This is a genomic window from Streptosporangium vulgare, assembly GCF_042428775.1.
Lineage (GTDB): Bacteria > Actinomycetota > Actinomycetes > Streptosporangiales > Streptosporangiaceae > Streptosporangium > Streptosporangium vulgare.
Map to the genome: position 1 here is coordinate 63,349 of NZ_JBHMBS010000008.1, position 24,461 is coordinate 87,809.

Consider the following 24,461-nt stretch of genomic DNA (forward strand, 5'->3'; position numbering starts at 1 on the left):
CGCGACGGACTCGGCGACAGCCCACGCGGTGGCTTCGACCACGGCCCACGCCACAGCCACAGCCCACGCCGCGGCCCGTCACGCAGCTCCGCACGGTCGCCGCGGTCTCGCCGACACGCCATCCTCGCCGATCCTCCGAAGCCGATCCTTCGAGCTGATCCTTCAAGCCGATCCCTGAGCCGATCCCGGGCCGATCTCCCGGCACCTTCCGCTTCGGCACACCCGCGCGGGACGCACCGGTTCCCGCACCGTACCCCCCACGGAAGCTGACAATGACCGAACACAGCGCACCGTCCCAGCCGAAACTACACGACGTCGTCGAGGCGGCAGGCATGCCCGTCGGCGCCGGTCTCGTCAAGCCCGGCTACGACCCCCGGCTCGCGAACGAGGACCTGGCCCCGCTCCGCGAGCAGACGTGGTCCTCGTACAACATCTTCGCCTTCTGGATGTCCGACGTGCACAGCGTCGGCGGCTACGTCACCGCGGGCAGCCTGTTCGCCCTCGGGCTGGCGAGCTGGCAGGTCCTGTTCGCGCTGATCGCGGGCATCATCATCGTGAACGTGTTCTGCAACCTGGTCGCCAAGCCGAGCCAGGTCACCGGCGTGCCGTACCCGGTCATCAACCGGGCGATCTTCGGGGTGCGCGGCGCGAACATCCCCGCCGTCATCCGCGGTCTCATCGCGATCGCCTGGTACGGGGTGCAGACCTACCTCGCCTCCCAGTCGCTCATCATCATCTTCCTCAAGTTCTGGCCCGGGTCGGCGTCGCTGAACGAGGGCGGCTTCCTCGGCCTGTCCGCGCTCGGCTACATCTGCTACGCCATCCTCTGGGTCGCCCAGGCGGCCGTGTTCTGGAAGGGCATGGAGGCGATCAGGCGGTTCATCGACTGGGCCGGGCCCGCCGTGTACGTCGTCATGGTCGTGCTCGCCGTCTACCTGGTGAGCCAGGCGGGCTGGGAGAACATCAGCCTGGACCTCTCCGAGGGCGAGAACCTCGACTTCGGCGCGTCGATCCCGGTCATGCTCAGCGCGATCGCCCTCGTCGTCTCGTACTTCTCCGGACCGATGCTGAACTTCGGTGACTTCTCCCGGTACGGGAGGTCGTTCGCGGCGGTGAAGAAGGGCAACCTCCTCGGGCTGCCGATCAACTTCCTGTTCTTCTCGCTGCTCACGGTGGTCACCGCGTCGGCGACCGTGCCCGTGTTCGGCGAGCTCATCACCGACCCCATCCACACGGTCGAGCGCATCGACACGCCGTTCGCGATCCTGCTGGGCGGGCTCACCTTCGTCATCGCGACCATCGGCATCAACATCGTGGCGAACTTCATCTCCCCGGCGTTCGACTTCTCCAACGTGAACCCGCAGAAGATCAGCTGGCGGACCGGCGGCATGATCGCGGCGGTCGGCTCCGTGCTGCTCACGCCGTGGAACTGGTACAGCAACCCGGACGCAATCCACTACACCCTCGGCATCCTCGGCGCCCTGATCGGGCCGCTGTTCGGCATCCTGATCTCCGGCTACTACATCGTGAGCCGCCAGCGGGTGTGGGTGGACGACATGTTTACCCTCGAACCGACCGGCCGCTACTTCTTCAGGGGCGGCTACAACCCCAACGCGGTCTGGGCGACCGTGCTCAGCGGGGTCCCCGCGATCGCGTCGGTGCTGGTGCCGAAGATGCTGCTCGACCTGGGGCTTACCACGGCCGACGCGACCTGGATCGCCGACTACAGCTGGTTCGTCGGCTGCGGGCTCGGGTTCGTGGCGTTCACCGCGCTGGAGCGGATGTCGCCGAGGATCGGCGGCCTCGACCGCGACACCGAGCGGGTGTCGGACGGCACGGCCCTGGCCGGTTGATGACCCGCGTCGACATTCGGGTGATCAATCCCAACACCGCCCGGGCGATGACCGAGAACATCGGCCGGTGCGCCCGGGCGGTCGCGGCGCCGTCCACCGTCGTCACGGCCGTCAACCCGGCCATGGGCCCGGAGTCGATCGAGAGCCACTACGACGAGGCCCTCGCCGTGCCGGGCCTGCTGGCGGAGATCGCGGCGGGCGAGGCGGCGGGGGCGGACGGGTATGTCATCGCCTGCTTCGGCGATCCCGGTCTCGACGCCGCCCGCGAGCTCGCCTCGGGGCCGGTGGTCGGGATCGCCGAGGCGGCGATGCACGCCGCCACCCTGGTCGGCCGGAGCTTCAGTGTCGTGACGACCCTCGCCAGGACCACGGGCCGGGCGTGGGACCTCGCCACCCGGTACGGCTTCGCGGGCGCGTGCCGGGGGGTGCACGCCTGCGACATCCCCGTACTGGAGCTGGACGCCCCCTCCTCGGACGCGCGGAAGGTGGTGACCGCCCTCTGTGCCGAGACCGTGGAGCGGGACGGATGCGACTCGATCGTGCTCGGTTGCGCGGGCATGGCCTCGTTCTGCGCGGACGTCTCCCGCGCCGTCGGCGTCCCGGTGATCGACGGCGTGGCCGTGGCGACCAAGCTCGTCGAGTCGCTGGTCTGCCTCGGCCTGCGCACGAGCACCCGGGGCGAGTTCGCCCCTCCCGGTCCCAAGAGATACACGGGCCTGCTCCGCGACTTCACCGTCTGACGGACGAAACCCGGCGCCCTGTCCTCCGGTACCGCGGCGCGGGACAGGGCGCCGGTCGTTCGGGAACCCTCGTGGAGACGGGCCGGCCCGGCGAGTCGTACGTCCACACGGCCTGCGGTCCTCTTCTGGTCGGTGGGGGCGAGGTGAGGGGGCGCCGTCCCAGGCGGGACGGTGGCCGGCGCCGACCTCCACGGCTTCGCGGGCGCGCGCCGGGGGTGCGCGCCCGCGCCGTCTCCGTACCTGCACGCCCGCGCAGTCCCCGTACCTGCATGTCCGTGCCGTCCCCGTACCCGATGGTGGACATAATGGGGGCAGCCTCCTACCTGGAGTGTGGGCGAGCATGAGGAACGAATCGACGGGACGCGGTAATCCGGGCGCGTTCAGAGGGACTACTCGGTGTGGACGATCCCGAAGAACGATTCACCGACCTGTATGACCGGCACTACCGCAGCGTGCTCGGCTACGCCCTGCTGCGAGCCGAGCGCGACGCGGCCGAGGACGTCTGCAGCGAGACGTTCCTCGTGGCGTGGAGACGGCTCGCGGAGCTGCCCGAGCCACCGCTGCCCTGGCTGCTCGGTGTCGCCCGCAACCTGCTGGCCAAGCAGCGCGACTCGCGCACCCGCCGCCAGGCCCTGGCCGACCGGATAGCCGCCCTCACCACCTCACGCGACCACGTGGCGTGGGACGTGGCCGAGCACGTCATCGACAGGGAGAGCGCCCTGGCCGCGCTGTCGGCCCTGCCCGAGCAGGACGTGGAGGCGATGGTGTTCGCCACCTGGTACGGCCTGCCGCCGGAGCAGGCCGCGACCGTCATGGGCTGTTCGGTCCGCACGTACAACGTCCGGCTGCACCGGGCGCGCAAGCGCCTGGCCCAGGCGATGCACGTCGGCGGCCCACGCCGCGTCCGCAGTCTCGAATCCTGACCCGCACCCCTTTGGAGGCTTTTTTCATGGACGATCGTACGTTCGCCCGGCTCAGGCCCAGTGAGCTGGACGAGCTGACCGAGGACGGCTACCGGCGCCGCCGGGCGGACGACCTGGCCCGCGCCTTCGCCACCCCACACACCGAACCGGCCCGGCCCGCCCGCCTGGCCCGGCCGCGCTCGCGGCGGCCGTACTTCCTCATGGCCGGCACGCTGGCCGCCGGGCTCGCGGCCGCGACCGTCGTCGTCGTCACGACCGGCGGTGGCCCCGGTCAGGAGCCGGGTGGCGCCGTGGTGGCCTCCACGACGCAGGGGGCACCCGAGCGCGTGGCGGACGCGCGCACGTTCCTGCTGGCCGCGGCCTCGACCGCGCGGCGGGAACCGGCGGACTCCGGCCGCTACTGGTACGTCAACGAGCGCACCATGCAGAAGGTGTACAACGTCCCCGGCGAGCACACGGCCGAGATCAAGACGAAGGCCGCCGAGTTGCCGTACGCGGCCTACCGGGCCGACACCCGCGAGACCTGGCGTGCCATGAAGGCGGGCGAGACCGGCCGGAGGGTGAGCAACCAGGACGTGGCGGTCACGTTCGGCTCCCCGCAGGACGAGGCCGACTGGAAGGCGGCGGGGTCGCCCGAACTGGCGGACGACAGGCCCCGGACCGCCGACGACGACTTCGAGCCGATCCTGTCGATCGACAACCCGAGCCTGACCCTGCGGAACGTCACCGAGCTGCCCACCGGCAAGGACGGGCTCCAGCGCCACCTGGACGACCTCTGGAAGCGCAGCCCCAACTCCGCGGGCTCCGGCAAGGCCGTTTACCTGTGGCAGACGGGCGTGGACCTGATGACCGCGCCGATCACGCCGGGCACCCGGTCCGCCCTGTTCAAGGTGCTCGCCGACCAGCCGGGCATCACCTCGCAGGGTGAGGCGAAGGACGTGTTGGGGCGCACAGGGGTCGCCCTTTCCTCGTCGACGGCCGACGCCTTCACCTTCCGTCTGATCATCGACCCGCGGACGGCCGAACTGCTCGAGTACGACGTGGTGGAGAAGGACGTGCCGCTACTGAAAGTGGCGCTGGCCGACATGGGCTTCACCGACAGGCTCGGCGAGCGCCCGAAGGACTGATCTGCCTCGTGACCGTCATCCCACACCCTCACCGTGACGGTCACGGCCCCGCCCTCCTGACCGGCGAGCCGCTCGAACCTCGGCGTGCCGCCGGTCAGGAGGGCCTTTTTGCGCGGGCCGTCGATCACGGGCCGGTCCCAGGTCACGGCAGGCTCCGACAGCGGCGAGTGGGAGCGGTCGGCACCCCTTCCCCTTCCCCGGGCTCCCGGCAGCCCGCCGCGGTCCGCGAGACGGGTGAGGAAACATGACACAAGGTGTCGGGTTTTTGGGCGAGCATGGTCTCACCGGCCGGCGTCGACGGCGGCCGTGTACCGGCTTCTACGGATGGACAAAGACTTCAATGCGCGAAACGCCAGAAGAGCTCAAAGAGCTCCAGGCCCTCCTCGACGCTTCTCTCTCCCGCTCCACCTCGTACCTCCGCTCGATCATCAACGGCGAGCGCACCCTGACCGCGGAGCAACTCACCCAGGTCCTCACCGGCATGCGCACCCTCGCGCTGTCCACCGTGACGGCGAAGGGCGAGCCGCGGATCAGCGGTGTGGACGGGCACTTCCTGCACGGAAAGTGGCACTTCGGTACGGCACGCAACGCCGCCAAGGCCCGCCATCTCGCCGCCCGGCCCGCCGTCAGTGCCGCGCACCTGCGCGGTGAGGAACTGGGCGTGTTCACGCACGGCACGGTGGAGATCCTCAACTCCCGGGACGGCGAGCCCGCCGCGGACTGGCCGGACCTGCTCGCGTATTTCAAGGGCTTCTACGGCGACGACGCCTTCGACTGGGACGGCGAGGTGGTCTACTACCGGCTGCATCCGCACTGGATGACCGTCTACACCTCCGACGTCGCGAAGCTCACCGCGGCACCCCGGCCCTGATCCGCAGCGGGACGGACCTGGTTCCCCCGGCCCGCCCGGCACCCCCGTCCTCACTGTCAGCCGAGATCGCCGTTCTTGATGGTGGTGATGAAGGTGGTCCATTGGTGGGGGGTGAGGATGAGGGCGGGGGCGGTGGGGTTTTTGCTGTCGCGGACGCCTCGGTGGCCGTTGGAGAGGTCGGCGATCTCGACGCAGTTGCTTCCGTCTCCACCGGAGAGGGTGGATTTGCGCCAGTGGGCGCTGTGGAGTTCCTGGATCAGGTCGTCCATCTCGGGATCGCCTCCTTGATCATTTTGAGTGATTCGCGCCGGGACAGGGCGTCGGCTCGGATCTCGTTGTGCCTGAATGCTAGCTCTTTCACCTCCGCGGCCCGCTCGGTTACTCGATCTCCCGTGCTCTGGGAATCAATGTAGGCAACGGAAGGCTGCCCTTCGGGCATGTCCGCGATGACAAAGCTTCCAAGTAGGCCCACGGTGCTGTAAGCCGTGTACGGAAGCAGGTGAAGTGAGGTGTGGGAGCTTTCCCCGAGTTCCAGGAGATGCTGAAGCTGGCACTTCATCACTTCCGGACTGCCTACGGGTCTGTGCAGGATGCTTTCGTCCAGCACTGCCCAGATCTTGGGAGGCTTGGGCCGCCTGAGGATTTCCTGTCGCTCCAGACGGGCCGCTACACGCTTGTCCGTCTGTCCTGGCGTGATGTCTGGTTCGTTGCCGATCAGGGCTCGCGCGTATCCCTCCACCTGCATAAGTCCGGGAATCATCGATAGTTCCCACATGTGAAGTGCCTCTGCTCTGGGCTCGAACTCCAGCCAGGAGCGGAACCAGCGGGGGACCTGCGTGGCCATGCGATCCAGGCGGTCCAGCAGGTCGACGAGTGTTGTGCCCAGGTCGAGTGCCTCGTCCATCTGATGGGCGAGCTTCCTGGTGGGTGCCCTGTGTCCGTTCTCCAGCATGCTCAGATGACTCACGGCGAGAGGGACCGCGATGCAGAGCCGCCTTTGGGTAAATCCGGATAAAATCCGGTATTTCCGTAGCTCTCTGCCGAATTGAACGCGCGTGGATTCATGTGAATCCGTATCGAACTCCGGCTCCGACTCTGTCTCCGGCTCTGCAACTGCCTCCGACTCTGGCTCCGGCTCGGGATCCGGGATGATGCGCATTTCGGTCTCCTCTCGCTGTCTCTTTGGAATTCTCCTTCATTTCCATTGCCGAGGGAATGGGGACGAGGTTTTCATGGGTTCACAGTGTTGTGAACTTGCTTCGCGAACTGTGAACCCCTGGTAATCGCGGTTCGGCTTTCTCCGTGTCTCGGTGTTTGGGACCGTGTGCCTGTCGAGCCGGCGCTGTCGCGGTATGTCAGTTGATGGCTCACGCGATAACGGGTCGGTTCAATTCGGTCGGAAGGGGCAACCCCATGGAGCCGGAGACATTCAGCGAAATACTTCTGCTCGGTGATACCGAAGCCGCTTCGAGGGCGCGGGAGGAGGTTCGTAAATGGCTGGGAGAGGGTCATCCGGCCTATGAGGACGCACGGCTGGTCGTGTCCGAGCTGGTGACCAACGCCGTCCAGCACGCCCGCCTCAAGGTCACCGGGCAGGCCGGGGCCTCCGGTGACGACCCGCTGATCCTGCGGTTGCTGGCGTACGGCGGCCTGCTGCGCGTCGAGGTCGTGGACGCGGGCCTGAGCGTCGAGGAACCCCGCCTCCGGGTGGATCCGGCATGCCTCCTGACGGAGAACGGCCGAGGGCTCGCCATCGTCGGCGTGCTCTCGGGCGGAAACTGGGGCTACCGGTCCCACGGCCGCGAACCCGGACGGACCGTCTGGTGCGAGCTTCCCGCGAATCCGCCGCGCTCCGACGGGGGTCTCCCCGAGGAGTCAGCGCCGCCGTCTCCGGATGATCTCCTCCCCGGAGCGCCGACCTCCGCTCGGCGGGGATGACGCACCGCTCCCAGCACCTGCTGGGAGCCGATGAACCACCCCCGGCGGGTGGCGGCACGCGGGTTCGTCCCCCACGAAGGAACCCGCGGCAGGTGCCGCTCCAGCTCCACTTCCCCCGTTGGAGCACCTCGCCGGGGGTTTCTCGTCCCAGCGCCGGACCCCGCTCGCGAGCCTCGCCGTATGAACCGTATGAGAATGACGGGTGCCACGTGCTCCGCCCCGGCCCAGCGGGCCCCGGAAGGTGACATCGGAGACGAGGGCCTCGTCGGCCTGCCCTTGAGGAGTGACGCCTGTCACTTCGCGATGGGAGTCAGCGGGCGGGCCTGCGCCGCGAATCCGTGGCCTTCGCCAGAATTGTGCGGGTCCAAGAGATCCGCCCTGGACAGTGAGCGCGGGCAGGGTAAAGCGCTTTCCAAAATATGTAAGTCGTTGCGCATCCGGAAGCTCATCGTTCCACGAAAAGCCGCATAAGGAACTTATGGGGACGGGGTGGGTGATCGTGGAGCTGGTACTTCAGGCAGTGGTTGCCGGGGTGATCACTGCGGTTGCCTTGGTGGTGACGATGGGCTTCCGCTGGTGCCGTTATCGGCGCCAGTGGCCTGCTTTGGGGAAGTCGTGGGCGGACAACAGCGAGGAGTCCCCCGTACTTCCGGAACGCGGAGGCAGGGAGGACGAGGGCCACGGCGTTCCGTACACGCCGATAGCGCCGTTGGCCTCACCGAACGCACTGGTCACAGGAATCACAGGGATCACAGGGATCACAGGGATGGGGCCCGGCGCAGTGTCGTCGCGGTGTCCTGGAGGGCGTTCAGCAGGGGGGTGAGCAGGGGGTGTCGTTCGGTGCCTCGGCGTACGGCGGTGAAGACGCGGCGTTCGGGGCCGGGGACCGGGCGGATCACCACGCCGGACGGGTCGGTGCCGCGCAGGGCCAGGCGTGGGACCATGGCCACTCCGGCGCCGGCGGCGGCGAGGGCGACGACCGCGCTGAAGTCGTCGGAGGAGTGGGCGAACTCGGGGGTGAAGCCCGCGTGCTCGCAGGCCAGGGCGATCACGTCGTGGCAGGGGTTGCCGGGGTAGGGGCCGATCCAGGTCTCGCCCGACAGGTCCGCGACCGTCACCCCGCCCCCGGAGATCAGAACAGCCCGAGGTGATCGAGGAGTTTGCCGGTGGCGTCGATCAGTGCGCGTGCGGCCGCTATCGCGTGTTCCGCTTCCGCTGTTTCCACCACCTCGTCGGGGAACTCCGGATATTCGAGTTCGTTGCGCCTGCGGCGCATGGTGCCGTACGGCTCGAACGTGGGACCGAACTGCCGGATCACGGCTTGCTGGACGGCATAGTGGCCGCCGGAGGTTGTGGCCCGTAACCCCTGTTGTGCCAGTAGGCCGGCGCAGGCGAAGCGCGCCGCGTCGTAGGCGAGTGTGTAGGCGGAGTTCGGATCGGTTGTTCTGAGCCCTTCGGCGCTGGCGAGGGTGGTGGTCGCCTTCTCCAGCCATCCACTGCCGTCAGTGGCCTCGCCACGGACGCGCTGGAGTTCGCCGGAGGTCAGCATCCGCTCGACGTCCGCCTCGCCGCGTGTCCACCGTGTCATGGGCCGGGTTTCTCCGATCAGGTGTGGATTTCGGCAGTCAGGTCGATCACGGGGGCTGACCTGATCTGCCTGATGAGGGCGTCGGCCTCCGCGTTCCAGCGGCGGGTGGAGGCGAGGACGGGATTGACCGGCATGCCGATGCGTTCCTGAGCACGGTCGGCGGCGGCATAGAGGGCGGCACGGTCGACCTCACCGACGACGAGTATGTCAATGTCGTGGGGGACAGGTCCTGGGTTTCCGGCATGGCGGGCGGCCCACGAGCCGAAGATGAGCAGGCGCTCGGTGCCGGGAATGCCGGCGAACTCCTCGCTGATGATCGTGCGAGGTCCGTACATGTAGCTCAGGATCTCGGTCACGGGCCGGAACAGCGGATGGCCGGAATTGGCGCGCAGGACGTGAGAACGCCCGATCTCGGTAGAAGTGATCAACTGGGCGTCGATGAGGCGATGAACTTCGGCGTGCAAGGTCGAGGGGGCTACGCCCAGATCCCGGGCGAGAGAGGCGAGAGTCCAGTCATGCCGAGGCCGTAGATAGACGGCCGCCAGGATCTCCGCCTGGGTCCGAGTCTTGAAGATGGGAACGATGGGCGCCGCGACGCTTCGCATAAGCCGAAGATATCTTCGGTTATACCGAACATCAATCATCGTGACGACAGCCGGCGGGCCTGCGTCGCCGAGCATGCTGGTGAGGAAGTGATGGTGGTCGTCACGGACCTTTAGGTGACGAGGTTCGGTCCAGTGTCGTCGCGGTGTCCTGGAGGGCGTTCAGCAGGGGGGTGAGCAGGGGGTGTCGTTCGGTGCCTCGGCGTACGGCGGTGAAGACGCGGCGTTCGGGGCCGGGGACCGGGCGGATCACCACGCCGGACGGGTCGGTGCCGCGCAGGGCCAGGCGTGGGACCATGGCCACTCCGGCGCCGGCGGCGGCGAGGGCGACGACCGCGCTGAAGTCGTCGGAGGAGTGGGCGAATTCGGGGGTGAAGCCCGCGTGCTCGCAGGCCAGGGCGATCACGTCGTGGCAGGGGTTGCCGGGGTAGGGGCCGATCCAGGTCTCGCCCGACAGGTCCGCGACCGTCACCCCGCCCCCGGAGAGCCGATGACCCCGGGGGAGCACCAGGTCGAACGGCTCCGAGTAGAGCGGGATGCGCGACAGCCGCCGGTCGTCCTCGGCCGGGGCCCCGCGGTACTCCACGGCCACGGCCGCGTCCACCGCGCCGTCCAGGACCATGGTCAGGCTCTGGTCGCCCTCGGCGTCCAGGACACGCACCCGGATGCCGGGCTCCTTGTCCCGCAGGACGCCGACCGCGGGAGCCACGACCAGCCCGATCGCGGTGGCGAAGGAGGCCACCTTCACCTCGCCCGCCGTGCCGGCCGTGTAGGCGGCGATGTCGGCTTCTGCCCGCTCCAGCTGGGCGAGGATCTCGTTGGCGTGGTCGAGGAGGATGCGCCCGACGGCGGTGAGCCGCACGCCCCGGCCGTCGCGGTCGAGCAGCCGGTGGCCCACCTCGTGTTCCAGGGCGACGAGCTGCTGGGAGACCGCCGAGGGGGTCAGGTGCAGCGCGGCGGCGGCCGCGGTGACCGTGCGGTGGTCGGCCACCGCACGCAGGGTCCTGAGCCGCCGCGTGTCTATCACGCGTTCATTCTCGCGGAGGTCGTCCGTGAGCTGCGACGCAGGTCCGTCACGGGTTCACGGACAGGTGATCGGCGAACTGGTCCAGCCTTCACCTCGGTGCGGAGTCCAGCCCTCACCCCGGTGCGGACCCGAGCGGTGCGGAGCTCCCTCCGGCCTGCCGAACCATGGCCGGGGCACCCCTCCGGCGGACGGCTTGTCCGGCCGCGACCCCGAAAGGCCCGTCGCCGACGGGGACGGTGGCGGTGACCTTGTCGGTCGTGGTGTCGATCACCGACACGGAGTTGTCGCTCAGGTTGGTCACGTAGGCGCGGGTGCCGTTGGGGGAGATCGCGATTCCGAAGGGGGCGCGTCCGACGGGGATCGTGGTGGTGACCTGGTTGGTCACGGTGTCGATGACCGACATGATGTCCAACTCCGTGTCGGTCACGTAGGCGCGGGTGCCGTCGGGGGAGATCGCGACCCTGAAAGGGGCGCGTCCGACGGGGATGGTGGCGGTGACCTTGTTGGTCGCGGTGTTGATCACCGACACGCTGTTCGACTCCGTGTCGGTGACGTAGGCGCGGGTGCCGTTGGCGGAGACCGTGATTCCGAAGGGGGCGCGTCCGACGGGGATGGTGGCGGTGACCTTGTTGGTCGCGGTGTTGATCACCGACACGGTGTCCGATCCCTGGTTGGTCACGTAGGCGCGGGTGCCGTTGGGGGAGATCGCGACCCTGAAGGGGTTGTGCCCGACGGGGATGGTGGCGGTGACCTTGTTGGTCGCGGTGCTGATCATCGACACGGTGTCCGTCTGCGTGTTGGTCACGTAGACGCGGGTGCCATGGGGGGAGACCACGATCCCCAGTGGGTTGTCGTCGACGGGGATGGTGGCGGTGACCTTGCCGGTCGCGGTGTTGATCACCGACACGGTGTCCGATCCCTGGTTGGTCACGTAGGCGCGGGTGCCGCGTGGAGAGATCGCTATTTCCAGAGGGGCGCGTCCGACGGGGATGGTGGCGGTGACCTGGTTGGTCGCGGCGTCGATCACCGACACGGTGTCCGCCTGCGTGTTGGCCACGTAGACGAACCTCACAGACTGCGGGGGCGCCGTGACCGGGGTGTCCATGGACGCCGGTACCGTCAACCCCACCACGATGGACATCGCGGCCATGGGCTGCCGGACCCCGGATCGCCCGCGCCCCCGAAGGGGGCGGGACGGCTTCCGACAGTGCTTCTCGACTGCTTTTCTCATCCAGAACCGAAGCACCAGAACCTCCAATGACACTACGGGTTCCGTTCTACGCCCGTATGACACCGTGTATGGAAAACGACACACCGCCTTGAACACCTACGGTCACTCGCTTGGTCGACTCACCGCTCGACGGGAGCGGCCGTGGCCGACCGAACTCACGCACGAACTCACTAACGGGAAACACGCCTCTCACCACCGGAGCCCTGTTGAGGCCGCCGGCCAACCGGCTCCGCGACGGTGTCCCGTCCCTGCTCGTCCGGGCGAAAGAGGGGAGTTCCGCGGGCCGGCGATCATCCGATCGCCAGCCTGCGGAACTCCCCCGGTTCCGGCGCATGTCTTCCGCGTCCCGGGGTCGCCTTCCCGGGGCGGGGTCATGGCGCGTTGTAGCCCAGGGTGTAGGCACCGGCACCGCTGAAGGAGACCACGCGGTACCGGTAGTAGCCGGCGGTGCCGGTGTAGGTGATCTTCTCGTCGGGGGTCGGTCCCTCGGAGGTGGCGACGGTGACCCAGTTCCGGTTGTTCCACTTCTGCAGGTAGAGGTCGAAGTCGACGCTGCCGACGCCGTCCAGGCAGCCGGAGTGGAGGCCGCCGGCGGTCGACTGGTAGTAGCGGTTGTTCGGCTGGTAGACGGACTGGTCGTTGGCCAGCGTGCCGGTGATGGTCCTCGAATAGCCGGTGCACGTGCCGGAGGTCGCCGGCGGAGGTGGTGGGGTCGATCCGTCGGTGGTCGTCAGGGTCAGGCCGTAGGTGGTGAGGATCTCGCCGATCGGCTGGAAGTAGGTGACACCGCCGGAGGTGCAGTCTCCGGAGCCGCCGGAGGTGACGCCCTGGGCCTGGTCGATGGAGATGAAGGAGCCGCCGGAGTCTCCGGGTTCGGCGCAGACGTTGGTGCGGGTCAGCTCGAAGACGTTGCCCTGAGGATAGGTGATGCTGGTGTTGAGCTGCTGGACGGTGCCGCAGTGCCAGCCGGTGGTCGAGCCGGACCGGCAGATCGACGCCCCCACGATGGCCACCCTGGAACCGGAGACGTTCACCGTCCCGCCCGCGCCGTTGCTCACCCACGGCTTGGGGGTCCAGTCGCTGTTCACCGCGACCCAGGAGAGGTCACTGTTCGGGAAGGTCGACGCCTGGAAGACGCCTTGGTCGACATGGTTGAAGCCGCTGGTGGTGTCGCCCGCCGTACCGCAGTGACCGGCGCTGGCGAAACCGTTCTGGGTCCCCTTGGTCACGGAGAAGCCGATCGAACAGCGGGACGAGGTACCGATGTAGTAGGCGTTCCCGCCCACCAGGTCGGACAGGAGCTGGGGCTGCTCGATGGAGGGCACCACGCGCACGGTGGCCGGGTTCACGTCGCTGGCTTCGAGGACGTCCTGGGTCGTCGTCGGCACGTTGGACAGGACGACGACCTTGTTGGCCCTCACGTCGACATAGCGCACCGGCCCGTCCCGGTGGTCGGACAGAGCCGCGTCGACCGTGTCGAGGGCCGCGTCGAGTTGCTTCAACGACCGGCTGACGATCTCGGCACGGGCGCCTTCGGCGATGATCCGGGAAGTTTTTTTCCTGTCGGTGGTAGCCACCACGAGGGTCTGCGCGAGATCGCCGGCGAGCCAGGAGCCGCCGAAGGTGTCGCCGAGCTCCGCGCGGAGTTGCGCCGCGACCGGCGCCAGGCGGGTCTCGTTGAGCAGCCGGGCCTGGGCCTGTTCCTGGGTGAGATGGAGATCGCGCTGAAGGGCCGCGATCATTCCGGGCGGCGGTTTCAGTGTGACCGCGGTGGTCGCGACGCCGGTCGTCAGGGGGTGGGCGGCGGCCGGGACGGCCGTCGCGGTAAGGGCGGTGATCGCCAGGACGCATCCCGTGATGGCGGCGTGTTTGCGGGGCATCGGTCTCTCCTCGACCTCGACCGTTCCAGAAAGAGGGGGGAGAGCGGCTCACACCACCTGCTGATCATGCGATGCGGGCAGCACAACCTTAATTCAGTCGTGCCGGTCACGGGTTACATAAGCCGCGCGCCACGCGGGGGTGACTTCGGCGATGTCCACCGGAGCATCCCGGGACCCGGCCGGGGACATCGTCGATCGGGTCCTTGGCCCGCCCGGACCTCCTGCCGCTCCGTCGATGCCACAGGCCGCGGATCTCGGCGGCACGGCGAACCGGGAAGAGGTCGAAACGGCAGGACATGAGGCTCGGGCGGGTTACGGCACCCTGTATCCCAGGGTGTAGGCGCCGGAACCGGCCGAGGCGACCACGCGGTAGCGGTAGTAGCCGGGCGTGCCGGTGTAGGTGATTCTTTCGTTGGGGGTCGGTCCCTCGGAGGTGGCGACGGTGACCCAGTTCCGGTTGTTCCACTTCTGCAGGTAGAGGTCGAAGTCGGCGCTGTCGTTGGCGTTCAGGCAGCCGGAGTGGACGCCGCCGACGGTCGAGTGGTAGCCGCGATTGCGCGGCTGGTAGCCGGAACCGTCCTCGGCCAGCGCGCCCTCGACGGTGAGCGGGTAGTCGGTGCAGGTTTGCGCGCCCCTGCCAGGGGGGGTGGCGGTGGTTTTCAGGGTCAGGCCGTAGGTGGTGAGGATCGGGTCGATCGGCTGGAAGTAGGTGACACCGCCGGAGTTGCAGTCTCCGGAGCCGCCGGAGGTGACGCCCTGGGCCTGGTCGATGGAGATGAAGGAGCCGCCGGAGTCTCCGGGTTCGGCGCAGACGTTGGTGCGGGTCAGCTCGAAGACGTTGCCCTGGTTGTAGGCGACGCTGGTGTGGAGCTGCTGGACGGTGCCGCAGTGCCAGCCGGTGGTCGAGCCGGACCGGCAGACGGACGCCCCCACGATGGCCGCCCTCGAACCGGAGACCTTCACCACCTCACCCGCGCCGTTGCCCACCCACGGCTGGGGTGTCCAGTTGCTGTTCACCTCGACCCAGGAGAAGTCATTGTTGGGGAAGGTCGACGCCTGAAAGACTCCCTGCGGCGCCCGGTTGAAGCCGCTGGTGGTGTCGCCCGCCGTACCGCAGTGACCGGCGCTGACGAACCCCTCCTTGACCCCCTTGGTCACGGAGAACCCGACCGAGCAGCGGGACCTGACGCCGATGTAGTAGGCGTCGCCGCCCGCCAGGTCCTCGCCGTTCACCACGTCGCCGAGGAGTTGTGGGGTCTCGTGGGACTGCACCGCCCGCACGGCGCCCGCGCTCACCCCGCTGGCCTCTATCTTGTCCTCCGCGGCCAGGGGTTCCTTGGTGAGGACGACGACCTGGTTGCTCTTCACATCGATGAAGCGCACACTTCCATCGTTACGGGACAGAGACGCGTTGGTGACCGCCAAGGCCGCGTGGAGGTCCTGGAGCGACAAGTCGACCACCTCGCCTCGGGCGCCCGCGGCGATGATCTGAGGAAGATCGGCGGAGTCGGTGGTGGTCACCACGAGGGTCTGCGCGACGGTTCCGGCGAACCAGGCACCGCCGAAACGGGCACCGAGCTTCGTACGGAGTTGCGCCGCGACCGGCGCCAGGCGGGTCTCGTTGAGCAGCCGGGCCTGGGCCTGTTCCTGGGTGAGATGGAGATCGCGCTGAAGGGCCGCGATCATTCCGGGCGGCGGTTTCAGTGTGACCGCGGTGGTCGCGACGCCGGTCGTCAGGGGGTGGGCGGCGGCCGGGACGGCCGTCGCGGTAAGGGCGGTGATCGCCAGGACGCATCCCGTGATGGCGGCGTGTTTGCGGGGCATCGGTCTCTCCTCGACCTCGACCGTTCTCAAGAAAGAGGGGGAGAACGCCGCACATCACCGGTTGATCGCGTTACGTGGGCAAGTCGAGATTTTAATTCAGCCCACGCCGGTCACGGCCACGGAAGCCGGACGCCACGCGGACGACTTCCGGTGAGTTCCGTCGTGGGTGTTCAGCCGCGGGCGGCGGCGAAGGCCTCCAGGGCGCGGTCGACGTCCTCGGCCGAGTGGGCCGCGGACAGCTGGACCCGGATGCGGGCCTGGCCGTGCGGGACCACGGGGTAGGAGAAGCCGATCACGTAGACGCCCAGCTCCAGCAGGCGTTCGGCCATCGCGGCGGCCTCGGCGGCGTCGCCGATCATCACCGGGACGATGGGGTGGTCGCCGGGCAGGATCTCGAACCCGGCCTCGGTCATGCCGGTGCGGAAGCGCTCGGTGTTGGCGCGCAGCCTCGTCCGGGCCTCGTCGGAGCCGCTGATCAGGTCGAGGACGCGCAGTGACGCGGCGGCGATCACCGGGGCGAGCGAGTTGGAGAACAGGTAGGGGCGCGAGCGCTGGCGGAGCAGCTCGCAGATCTCCCCGCGCGCCGCCACGTAGCCGCCGCTGGCCCCGCCGAGCGCCTTGCCGAGCGTGCCGGTGAGGATGTCGACCCGGTCCCGTACGCCGTGCAGCTCGGGGGTGCCCCCGCCGTGCTCGCCGACGAAGCCGACGGCGTGCGAGTCGTCGACCATCACCATGGCCTCGTACCGCTCGGCCAGGTCGCAGATCTCCCGCAGCGGCGCGACGTAGCCGTCCATGGAGAAGACGCCGTCGGTGACGATCAGCCTGCGCCGGGCGTCGGCGGACTCCTTGAGGCGTGACTCCAGCTCGGCCAGGTCGCGGTTGGCGTAGCGCAGGCGCCGCGCCTTGGACAGGCGGATGCCGTCGATGACGCTCGCGTGGTTGAGGGCGTCGGAGATCACCACGTCGCGCTCGTCGAGCAGCGTCTCGAACACACCGCCGTTGGCGTCGAAGCACGAGCTGTACAGGACGGTGTCCTCCTGGCCGAGGAAGTCCGACAGCCGCGCCTCCAGCTCCTTGTGCACCTCCTGGGTGCCGCAGATGAAGCGGACCGAGGCCATGCCGAAGCCCCAGCGGTCGAGCGCCTCCTTGGCGGCGGCGATCACCTCGGGGTGGTCGGCGAGACCGAGGTAGTTGTTGGCGCAGAAGTTGAGGACCTCGCCACCGCCCGCGACCGCGATCCCGGCACTCTGCGGGGTGGTGATGACCCGCTCGGGCTTGAGCAGCCCGGCCTCGGCGATCTCGTTCAGGGTCGTACGGAAGTCGTCGCGGAGATTGTCGAACATCAGGCGGTCCAATCCGAGGTGATCATGCCGGGGACGCCGCGGGAGCCGGGCATCAGGTCGTCCAGTCCAGGATGACCTTGCCGGTCCTGCCTCCGGCGGCGGTGTCGAAGGCCGCGTCGAAGTCGCGGTAGGAGAAGCGGTCGGTGATCACGGGGGAGAGGTCGAGGCCCTTCTCCAGGAGCACGGACATGGCGTACCACGTCTCGTACATCTCCCGGCCGTAGATCCCCTTGAGGGTGATCATCGAGGTCACGATCGTCGCGAAGTCGACGGCGAACTCCTCGGCGGGCAGGCCGAGCATGGCGATCTTCCCGCCGTGCGACATGGAGGCGATCATGTCGCGGAGCGCCTTCGGGTTGCCGGACATCTCCAGGCCCACGTCGAAGCCCTCGCGCATGCCCAGCCCGTCCATGCCCTCCTGGACGGACGTCTCGGCGACGTTCAGCGCCAGGGTGACCCCGAGCTTGCGGGCCAGCTCCAGCCGTTCCGGGCTGACGTCGGTGACGACCACGTTGCGGGCGCCCACGTGGGTGGCGACCGCGGCGGCCATCAGCCCGATAGGCCCGGCGCCGGAGATCAGCACGTCCTCGCCGACCATCGGGAACGTCAGGGCGGTGTGCACCGCGTTGCCGAACGGGTCGAAGATCGCGGCCACGTCGAGGTCGACCGGGACCCGGTGCACCCAGACGTTGGAGGCCGGGAGCGTCACGTACTCGGCGAAGGCGCCGTCGCGGTTCACCCCCAGCCCGATCGTGCTGCGGCACAGGTGCCGCCGTCCGGCCATGCAGTTGCGGCACTTGCCGCAGACCAGGTGCCCCTCCCCGCTGACCAGGTCGCCGGGGGCGATGTCCTCCACGCCGGGCGCGACCTCGACGACCTCGCCGCAGAACTCGTGGCCGACGACGAGCGGCGTCCGCAGCGTCTGCCGGGCCCACGCGTCGAAACTCCGGATGTGCAGGTCGGTGCCGCAGATCCCGGTGCGCAGCACCCTGATCAGCACCTCACCGGGGCCGACGGACGGTTCGGGCACGTCGGCCAGCCACAGGCCGGGTTCGGCCCTCTCCTTGACCAGCGCCTTCATAGCGGATTCCCCCTCAGCTCCGACCCTACGCACTGTGCCCGGTCGCCTTCGGGGGTGTCCATCGCGGTTTTCTTAATCCCACCCACAGCGTTGCTTCACGCCCGGTCCCCGAGAACTAACGATGTACCCGGACCTTTATCGTCAAATCGGACAGGCGTGGTCCTTGTCGGCCGACAGGCCCGGCGGCGACCGGTGACGACCGGTGACGACCGGTGACGACCAGGGTCGCCCGGGGCCGGATCGAGGCCGGGAACTCAGGCGCCCCTTTCCGGGCGATGACTTTCACTGATTGCAGGCGGAATATATCGCTCGGTAATCGGTCGTACATCGCTCGCGCGGATGCTTGGGCAAACCACAGGGAAAGGTACGCCATGACCGAACAGCCGCACATCGCCCTGCCCACGGTGAACGACCAGGTTCCCGCCACGGGCGTCAAGGAATGGGCTTTCGGCGCCCGGACGCTGCTGGACGGGTTCCACAGGAAGATGACGATCCTGGACAGGGAGAAGGAGGGCGTCGATCTCCTGATGAAGAGGCTGTCGCGTCTGGAGTTCTCGATCGTCAGCGGCACGAGCGAGGGGAGCGCGCGGGGGGCGTTCGTCGAGTGGGTGGAGGAGAACGACGCGGGCGGCTGGGCCTACTACCTGGCGAAGAAGGCCGAGGTGGAGCGCGAGCAGGCCGAGGAGCAGGCGAAGCGACGGCACGAGATGATCATCGCCAGTGCCCGGGAGGAGGCCGTCAACCTGCGCAGGAAGTATCCCGGGGGGAAGGGGACCGCGGTCGGCACGGTGATCGTGGGCCTCGCCGACACGGTCACGGGCAAGACCTACACCGGCACCAGCGGCGCCTACGCCTACGCGGACAAGCAGCACGCGGTCATGGAGGAACTGCTGGCCGGTGTGCCCGAGGTGGAGAGCTGGCCGGTGAACGCATGCGCGGAGGTCGAGGCCATGAACAAGCTCCTCATCGCCAGGAAAATCACGAAAAAGTCCGAGATTCAGGCAGGGACTCTCTACTTCCACGCCGAGACCTGGAACAGCAGGGACGGGAAATGGCAGGCTCGCAGCGCCTGCAAGAACTGTGACGTGTGGCTGAAGAAGATCGGAGCCTGCCGCATCTGAGGGGCACCCCCCGCCGCGACGGTGGCCGTCGCGGCGAGGGCGACAGGATGGGCGGGGGTGACCGGGTGGGGCAGGGTGGGCGGGAGTGACCGGGGGGCAGAGCTCAGACCGGGTGGGGGCAGGGCTCAGGAGGTGGTGCGGTGGTGCTCCTCCCGCGTTCCCACTCCCGCCGCCGTCCCCGCGCCCGCTCCCGTGCCCGTTCCCAGGAGGTCGTCGCCGGGCAGGTGCGCGGGGGGCGCGTTGAGCTGGCGGGGGCCCAGATCGGCCTCGGCCGCCTCGGCGACCGCGTCGGCGGCGGCCTGCTCGGCCTGCTTCCTCTCCTCGGCCGCCGCCTCGTTGACCCTGGGGGTCTCGCGGACGGCCGACGACTGCGGCAGCGCCTCGGTGAACGCCCTGGAGACGCCCTGGATCGCGGAGGTGACCTCGCTGGGGATCACCCAGAACGTGTTGTTCGGGCCCTTGGCCAGCTCGGGCAGCACCTGCAGGTACTGGTACGCCAGCAGCTTGGGGTCGGGGTCGTTGCGGTGCACGGCCTGGAAGACCTCGTCGATGGCCTGCGACTGGCCCTCGGCCTTGAGGATCGCGGCGCTCCGGTCACCCTCGGCCCGCAGGATCGCGCTCTGCTTGTCGCCTTCGGCGGTGAGGATCTGCGACTGCCGCTGGCCCTCGGCGTTGAGGATCGCGGCGCGCTTGTCCCGCTCGGCGCGCATCTGCTTCTCCATCGCCTCCTTGATGCTCTTCGGCGGGTCGATGGCCTTGATCTCCACCCGGTTGACCCGGATGCCCCACTTGCCGGTCGCCTCGTCGAGCACCCCGCGCAGCTGGCTGTTGATCGTGTCGCGGGAGGTCAGCGTCATCTCCAGGTCGAGCGAGCCGACGACGTTGCGCAGCGTGGTGACCGTGAGCTGCTCCACGGCCTGGATGTAGTTGGCGATCTCGTACGCCGCCGCCCGGGGGTCGGTGACCTGGAAGTACAGGACCGTGTCGATCTCGACGACCAGGTTGTCCTCGGTGATCACCGGCTGGGGCTTGAAGGAGACGACCTGCTCGCGCAGGTCGATCATCGGATAGACCCGGTCGATGTACGGGATCACGAAGTTCAGGCCGGGCTTCAGCGTGCTGTGGTAGCGGCCCAGCCGTTCCACGTTGCGGGCCCGCGCCTGGGGGACGATGCGCACCGAGCGGATCACGGTGAAAACCGCCAACAGGACGATGAGCAGTCCGGCTATGAGCAAAGCGTCCATGGTGTCACTCCCGTGGATACACGAGCGCGGTCGCGCCCTCGATCTCGATGACGTCGACGGTCGCCCCGGCGGGGATCACCAGGGTCTCGTCGTAGGCCCTGGCGGACCATTCCTCGCCGCCGATCCGCACCCGGCCGTCCCTGCCGGTCACCTCGCGCAGGACGTATGCGGGCTTGCCCACGAGCGCCTGGATCCCGAACCGCTGGCTCCGGGGCTGCCGCATGGTGAGCTGGCGCTTGGCGATGGGCCGGACCACGGTCACTCCGGCGCCCAGGGCGGCGATGAACACCACCAGCTGGAGCGGGACCGGCAGGCCGAGCCCGGCGGCGATGGAGGCGATGAGAGCGGCGCCCCCGAGCAGGCCGAGAGCGGTGGTCAGGGTAAGTATCTCGGCGACCCCCAGCGCTACCGCCAAGATCAACCAGATGACCCAGTAATCCATGCTCCGGCCCTCCTGTCTGTACAACGCGCCGGACGTCTGGGAGGTTCCTTTCCCCACCGTATGTCCTTCGCCGGATCGCCGACAGACCTGGCTCCGAGGTCGGGTTCCGGGGCTACCGGGCGGGCTCGATCGTTCCCGAGACCGCGCCCAGGGTGATCGTGGTTCCGCCCGGCCCGGGGGCGGTCGCGGTGATCGTGACGGTATCCCCGTCCTCCAGGAAGGTCCTGGCCGAGCCGTCGGGCAGTTTCAGTGGCTCGGTCCCGTTCCAGGTCAGCTCGATCAGCGAGCCGCGCTCGCCGGGGCCGGAGCCGGAGACCGTGCCGCTGGCGTAGAGGTCGCCGGTACGCAGGGCGGCGCCGTTGACGGTCATGTGGGCGAGCATCTGGTCGGGCGTCCAGTACATGTCCCGGTACGGGGGCCGGGAGACGACCTCGCCGTTCACGGAGACCTCCAGCCGCAGGTCGAGCCCCCAAGGCTCCTCGCGGCGCAGATAGTCGAGCGGCTCCGGGTCCTGCGGCCTGCCCTCGATCCGTGCCTCCGACAGGGCCGCGAGCGGGGTGATCCACGGCGATATGGAGGTGGCGAAGGACTTGCCGAGGAACGGGCCCAGCGGGACGTACTCCCACGCCTGGAGGTCGCGGGCGCTCCAGTCGTTGACCAGGGTCACGCCGAACACGTGGTCCTCGAACCGCCCGGCCCGGTCGCCGAGGGCCGTGGGCGTGCCGACGACGAATCCCAGCTCCGCCTCGATGTCCAGTTTGGCGGACGGGCCGAAGACCCCCGCGCCGCGCTGCCCGGAGGGGCGGGTGACCGGGGTGCCGGACGCGACGACCGTCCCGGCCCTGCCGTGGTAGCCGACCGGCAGGTGCCGCCAGTTCGGCTTGAGCGGCTCCTCGTCGGGACGGAACATCCGGCCCAGGTTGGAGGCGTGCTCCAGCGAGCAGTAGAAGTCGACATAGTCGGCCACCTCGATCGGCAGGTGCAGCGTGACCTGGTCGAGCGGGACGAGGTGCGGCCCCACCGCCACCCGGTCGGTGCTCAGCTTGTTCTGGATCAGCGCGCGGGTGTCGCGCCACGCGGCCGGGCCCCTGGACATGAAGGCGTTGAGCGAGCCGGTGGCGAACACCTCGTCGTGCAGGGCCGCGGCCAGGTCGACCACGTGGTCGCCGTACCGGACGCCGACGCGGGGGGTCTCCCCCTCGTGGCGGGAGAAGACTCCGTAGGGCAGGTTCTCCAGGCCCCAAGACATCACACGCTCTCCTCTTCTGTGCCGGGGGTCGCCGTATCGGGGGCAGGCGGGCGCCGTGCGATCAGGCCCAGGGCCACCAGGTCCTCGATCGGGGTGTGCGTGTCGCACGAGCCGTACGACACCAGCAGATCCCTGGCGCGCGCCGCCGTGTCGTCGGGCACGGCCTGAGCCAGGCGCACCAGCTCACCGACGTCGGTCAGCTTCAGCACCGGCACCGGATCGCGGTCCTCCACGGCCGCGCAGACCGCGAGGACCAGGTTGAGGAAGCCGTGCCGGTCCACGCCCAGCACGGGATCGAAGTGGCGGACCGCGTTGTGCAGCCCGGCGGTCGCCTTGAACGGCACGCCGTGCCTCGCGCAGTGCGCGACGAGGGCGCCCAGGTCCGCCGCGCTCGGGAAGGCTCCGGCGGCCGGTCCGCCGCAGCGGAACTTCAGGCCGGGGCCCGCGCCGTCGCGCGGCAGGGAGGCGAGGTCGCCCGGGGGCACCTCCACGAACAGCCGGGCACCGCCGGGCAGCCGTCCGGCCAGCCGCTCCGACACGGTCCCCGGGGTCTCGCCCGGGACCTGCCGCACCTCGACGAGCTCGACGGCGACGTCCTCAAGGGGCGGGACGTCCGGGGTGTCCAGGATCAGGCCGAGCCGGATCGGGAGGGTCAGGTGGTCGCGGAGCTCGGCCAGGCGTCCGGCCGGGCAGAGGAACCGGTGGGTGAGCACCGGGTCGTTGCCCGCCAGGTCGTTCCTGTGCCGCTCCAGGGCCTCGGCCATCGGCAGCCCGGTCGGCGGGAACAGCCCGGCGTCGTCGACGAGTTCCCGGAAGAGCACCGCCGTTCCCATCCCCACGCCGTCCACAGCCACGCCCGTTCCCGTGCTCGTGTGTGCGCTCATGGTCCTGTCCCTACCCCGTGGCGGACCCGTGATCGTGCCCCGCGTCGCCGGCGCCGGGTCCGTGTCCCGGAGCGCGTCCTGGGGTGCGCTCGTCAGCGGGCTCGCGTTCTGGGCCGCGTCCGTCAACGGGCCCACGTCCACGCGTACGCGGGGTCCTCCACCGACAGCCCGGCCGGGCCCAGGTCGAGGGGGCGGAAGGTGTCGACCATCACGGCCAGCTCGCTCGTCTGCGTGTGACCCTGCCGTACCGCCTCGATGACGGCCTCGACGGCGCCCGGCTGCGGGCCGTGGGTGAACCCCGCCGGGTGCAGCGAGACCGAGCCGACGTCGATGCCCGAGCCCCGGCGCGCGGTGTAGTCGCCCCCCGCGTAGAACATCAGCTCGTCGGAGTCGACGTTGTGGTGGTTGTACGGGATCGGGATCGCGTCCGGGTGGAAGTCGAGCGGCCGGGGGCAGAACGAGCAGATCACGAAGTTGGGACCCTCGAAGGTCTGGTGCACCGGCGGCGGGGCGTGGGTGCGCTTCACGACCGGCTCGAAGTCGTTGATGTTGAACGCGTACGGGTAGAGGCAGCCGTCCCAGCCGACCACGTCGAACGGGTGGTCGCGGTAGACCAGCCGGGTGAGCCCGCCGCGCGTGCGGACCAGCACCGGAACCTCCTCGCCCTCGGCGATCAGGGGCTCCTGCGGGGTGCGCAGGTCGCGCTCGGAGTAGGGGGCGTGCTCCAGGAACTGGCCGTACTTGGACAGGTAGCGCTTGGGCGGCCGGATGTGGCCCGCCGCCTCGATGGTGAACGCCGTGACGGGACCCCGCGGCACCCAGCGGTGGATCGTCCCGGTGGGGACGACGACGTAGTCGCCCTCCCCGGCCTCGATCGCCCCGTACGTCGACTCGAACCTGACCCGCCCGCTCGCGATGTAGACGCACTCGTCGCCCATGGAGTTGCGGTAGAGCCCGCTGGGCGTCTCGCTCGCGACGTACGACATGCGGACGTCGGCGTTCCCGGCGAGCAGCCCGCGCCCGGTGACCAGGTCGCCCCCGGCGGGCAGGTCCTGGGTGCGCAGGTGGCGGGGGGAGAGGGGCACGTTGGGGGTGAGGAGCCCCCTCGACGCGTCGGGCTCGACGGCCTCGGCCTTGATGATCGCCGTGGGGAGGTGGCGGTGGTAGAGCAGCGACGAGTCGCTGGAGAACCCCTCCTCGCCCATCAGCTCCTCGGCGTACAGCCCGCCGTCGGGCCGCCGGAACTGTACGTGCCGCTTGCGGGGGATCTCTCCCACGACCCGGTAGTACGGCATCCGCTTCTCCCAACTCTGTCCGTTTATCGGACGCATACGTCCTTTATACGAACAACCATCTGTCAGGGGCGGGGAGATGTCAAACGTCTCGGCGAGCATCCGCCGGCGCCGCCCCGGTGACATGCGGGAGCCGACGTCATTCGATGAAAGTGATGTATGACCCGAGCCGGCTCAATTTAGTGCGCACATTCCTGGGCG

At 69.1% G+C, this 24,461-nt stretch carries 23 protein-coding genes; 7 read left to right on the forward strand and 16 right to left on the reverse strand.

Annotation, left to right across the window (positions count from 1 at the left end; all coding sequences use genetic code 11):
• Window positions 1–272 precede the first annotated feature (272 nt).
• The 5 genes from ACFFRH_RS18415 (at window position 273) to ACFFRH_RS18435 (ending at window position 5,514) form a co-directional block, all read left to right on the forward strand.
• The gene (locus ACFFRH_RS18415) at window positions 273–1,853 is read left to right on the forward strand and encodes an NCS1 family nucleobase:cation symporter-1 (protein WP_386158011.1); all 1,581 of its coding nucleotides are present in this window, start codon (window positions 273–275) and stop codon (window positions 1,851–1,853) included.
• On the forward strand, window positions 1,853–2,593 hold the full coding sequence (locus ACFFRH_RS18420) for an aspartate/glutamate racemase family protein (protein WP_386158014.1): 741 nt from the start codon (window positions 1,853–1,855) through the stop codon (window positions 2,591–2,593). Before ACFFRH_RS18415 ends, ACFFRH_RS18420 begins: the two co-directional genes overlap by 1 nt.
• 398 nt (window positions 2,594–2,991) lie before the next feature.
• Window positions 2,992–3,516: an RNA polymerase sigma factor gene (locus ACFFRH_RS18425; RefSeq protein WP_386158017.1), complete on the forward strand. Its 525-nt coding sequence runs from the start codon at window positions 2,992–2,994 to the stop codon at window positions 3,514–3,516.
• Between the two features lie 26 nt (window positions 3,517–3,542).
• Window positions 3,543–4,643 carry a CU044_5270 family protein gene (locus tag ACFFRH_RS18430; protein WP_386158020.1) on the forward strand — a complete coding sequence of 367 codons (1,101 nt, stop codon included), beginning with the start codon at window positions 3,543–3,545 and terminating at the stop codon, window positions 4,641–4,643.
• Between the two features lie 340 nt (window positions 4,644–4,983).
• The gene (locus tag ACFFRH_RS18435; protein WP_386158023.1) at window positions 4,984–5,514 is read left to right on the forward strand and encodes a pyridoxamine 5'-phosphate oxidase family protein; all 531 of its coding nucleotides are present in this window, start codon (window positions 4,984–4,986) and stop codon (window positions 5,512–5,514) included.
• A gap of 56 nt (window positions 5,515–5,570) precedes the next feature.
• Here ACFFRH_RS18435 and ACFFRH_RS18440 read toward each other — a convergent pair whose 3' ends face one another.
• Window positions 5,571–5,783 (reverse strand): DUF397 domain-containing protein, encoded by a 213-nt coding sequence (locus tag ACFFRH_RS18440; protein ID WP_386158025.1) that lies wholly within the window; start codon window positions 5,781–5,783, stop codon window positions 5,571–5,573.
• A complete protein-coding gene (locus ACFFRH_RS18445) occupies window positions 5,771–6,673 on the reverse strand; it encodes a helix-turn-helix domain-containing protein (protein ID WP_386158028.1) in 903 nt (300 codons plus the stop codon). Before ACFFRH_RS18445 ends, ACFFRH_RS18440 begins: the two co-directional genes overlap by 13 nt.
• Before the next feature lie 254 nt (window positions 6,674–6,927).
• Here ACFFRH_RS18445 and ACFFRH_RS18450 point away from each other — a divergent pair, with 254 nt between their 5' ends.
• Window positions 6,928–7,452: an ATP-binding protein gene (locus tag ACFFRH_RS18450; RefSeq protein ID WP_386158030.1), complete on the forward strand. Its 525-nt coding sequence runs from the start codon at window positions 6,928–6,930 to the stop codon at window positions 7,450–7,452.
• A gap of 758 nt (window positions 7,453–8,210) precedes the next feature.
• On the opposite strand, the gene ACFFRH_RS18455 is transcribed toward ACFFRH_RS18450, so the two are convergent.
• The 9 genes from ACFFRH_RS18455 to tdh form a co-directional block, all read right to left on the reverse strand.
• On the reverse strand, window positions 8,211–8,570 hold the full coding sequence (locus ACFFRH_RS18455; protein ID WP_386158032.1) for a LysR substrate-binding domain-containing protein: 360 nt from the start codon (window positions 8,568–8,570) through the stop codon (window positions 8,211–8,213).
• Between the two features lie 14 nt (window positions 8,571–8,584).
• On the reverse strand, window positions 8,585–9,040 hold the full coding sequence (locus ACFFRH_RS18460; protein WP_386158035.1) for a hypothetical protein: 456 nt from the start codon (window positions 9,038–9,040) through the stop codon (window positions 8,585–8,587).
• Between the two features lie 17 nt (window positions 9,041–9,057).
• On the reverse strand, window positions 9,058–9,645 hold the full coding sequence (locus ACFFRH_RS18465) for a hypothetical protein (protein WP_386158037.1): 588 nt from the start codon (window positions 9,643–9,645) through the stop codon (window positions 9,058–9,060).
• Window positions 9,646–9,745: 100 nt separating this feature from the next.
• Window positions 9,746–10,669, reverse strand: coding sequence for a LysR family transcriptional regulator (locus ACFFRH_RS18470; protein WP_386158040.1), 924 nt, complete (start codon window positions 10,667–10,669; stop codon window positions 9,746–9,748).
• Between the two features lie 112 nt (window positions 10,670–10,781).
• Entirely contained in the window at window positions 10,782–11,810 is a 1,029-nt protein-coding gene (locus ACFFRH_RS18475; protein WP_386158043.1) for a choice-of-anchor I domain-containing protein, read from the reverse strand.
• A 461-nt stretch (window positions 11,811–12,271) separates the two neighbouring features.
• The gene (locus ACFFRH_RS18480; protein WP_386158046.1) at window positions 12,272–13,780 is read right to left on the reverse strand and encodes a S1 family peptidase; all 1,509 of its coding nucleotides are present in this window, start codon (window positions 13,778–13,780) and stop codon (window positions 12,272–12,274) included.
• Between the two features lie 312 nt (window positions 13,781–14,092).
• The gene (locus tag ACFFRH_RS18485; protein WP_386158049.1) at window positions 14,093–15,604 is read right to left on the reverse strand and encodes a S1 family peptidase; all 1,512 of its coding nucleotides are present in this window, start codon (window positions 15,602–15,604) and stop codon (window positions 14,093–14,095) included.
• A gap of 170 nt (window positions 15,605–15,774) precedes the next feature.
• Window positions 15,775–16,947 (reverse strand): glycine C-acetyltransferase, encoded by a 1,173-nt coding sequence (locus tag ACFFRH_RS18490; RefSeq protein WP_344749498.1) that lies wholly within the window; start codon window positions 16,945–16,947, stop codon window positions 15,775–15,777.
• A 52-nt stretch (window positions 16,948–16,999) separates the two neighbouring features.
• Entirely contained in the window at window positions 17,000–18,028 is a 1,029-nt protein-coding gene (tdh, locus tag ACFFRH_RS18495; RefSeq protein ID WP_344749500.1) for an L-threonine 3-dehydrogenase, read from the reverse strand.
• 371 nt (window positions 18,029–18,399) lie between these two features.
• On the opposite strand from tdh, the gene ACFFRH_RS18500 reads away from it, so the two are divergent.
• The gene (locus ACFFRH_RS18500) at window positions 18,400–19,149 is read left to right on the forward strand and encodes a hypothetical protein (RefSeq protein WP_344749502.1); all 750 of its coding nucleotides are present in this window, start codon (window positions 18,400–18,402) and stop codon (window positions 19,147–19,149) included.
• A 125-nt stretch (window positions 19,150–19,274) separates the two neighbouring features.
• On the opposite strand, the gene ACFFRH_RS18505 is transcribed toward ACFFRH_RS18500, so the two are convergent.
• The 5 genes from ACFFRH_RS18505 to ACFFRH_RS18525 all read right to left on the reverse strand — a co-directional run bounded on the left by ACFFRH_RS18505 (window position 19,275) and on the right by ACFFRH_RS18525 (window position 24,263).
• Complete coding sequence (locus ACFFRH_RS18505) at window positions 19,275–20,393, reverse strand: SPFH domain-containing protein (protein ID WP_344749503.1); 1,119 nt, start codon at window positions 20,391–20,393, stop codon at window positions 19,275–19,277.
• Between the two features lie 4 nt (window positions 20,394–20,397).
• Window positions 20,398–20,835 (reverse strand): NfeD family protein, encoded by a 438-nt coding sequence (locus tag ACFFRH_RS18510; protein WP_344749504.1) that lies wholly within the window; start codon window positions 20,833–20,835, stop codon window positions 20,398–20,400.
• 112 nt (window positions 20,836–20,947) lie between these two features.
• Window positions 20,948–22,084: a fumarylacetoacetase gene (gene fahA / locus ACFFRH_RS18515; protein WP_344749505.1), complete on the reverse strand. Its 1,137-nt coding sequence runs from the start codon at window positions 22,082–22,084 to the stop codon at window positions 20,948–20,950.
• The gene (locus ACFFRH_RS18520; RefSeq protein WP_344749506.1) at window positions 22,084–22,968 is read right to left on the reverse strand and encodes a hypothetical protein; all 885 of its coding nucleotides are present in this window, start codon (window positions 22,966–22,968) and stop codon (window positions 22,084–22,086) included. Before ACFFRH_RS18520 ends, fahA begins: the two co-directional genes overlap by 1 nt.
• Before the next feature lie 122 nt (window positions 22,969–23,090).
• A complete protein-coding gene (locus ACFFRH_RS18525; RefSeq protein WP_344749507.1) occupies window positions 23,091–24,263 on the reverse strand; it encodes a homogentisate 1,2-dioxygenase in 1,173 nt (390 codons plus the stop codon).
• Window positions 24,264–24,461: the final 198 nt, after the last annotated feature.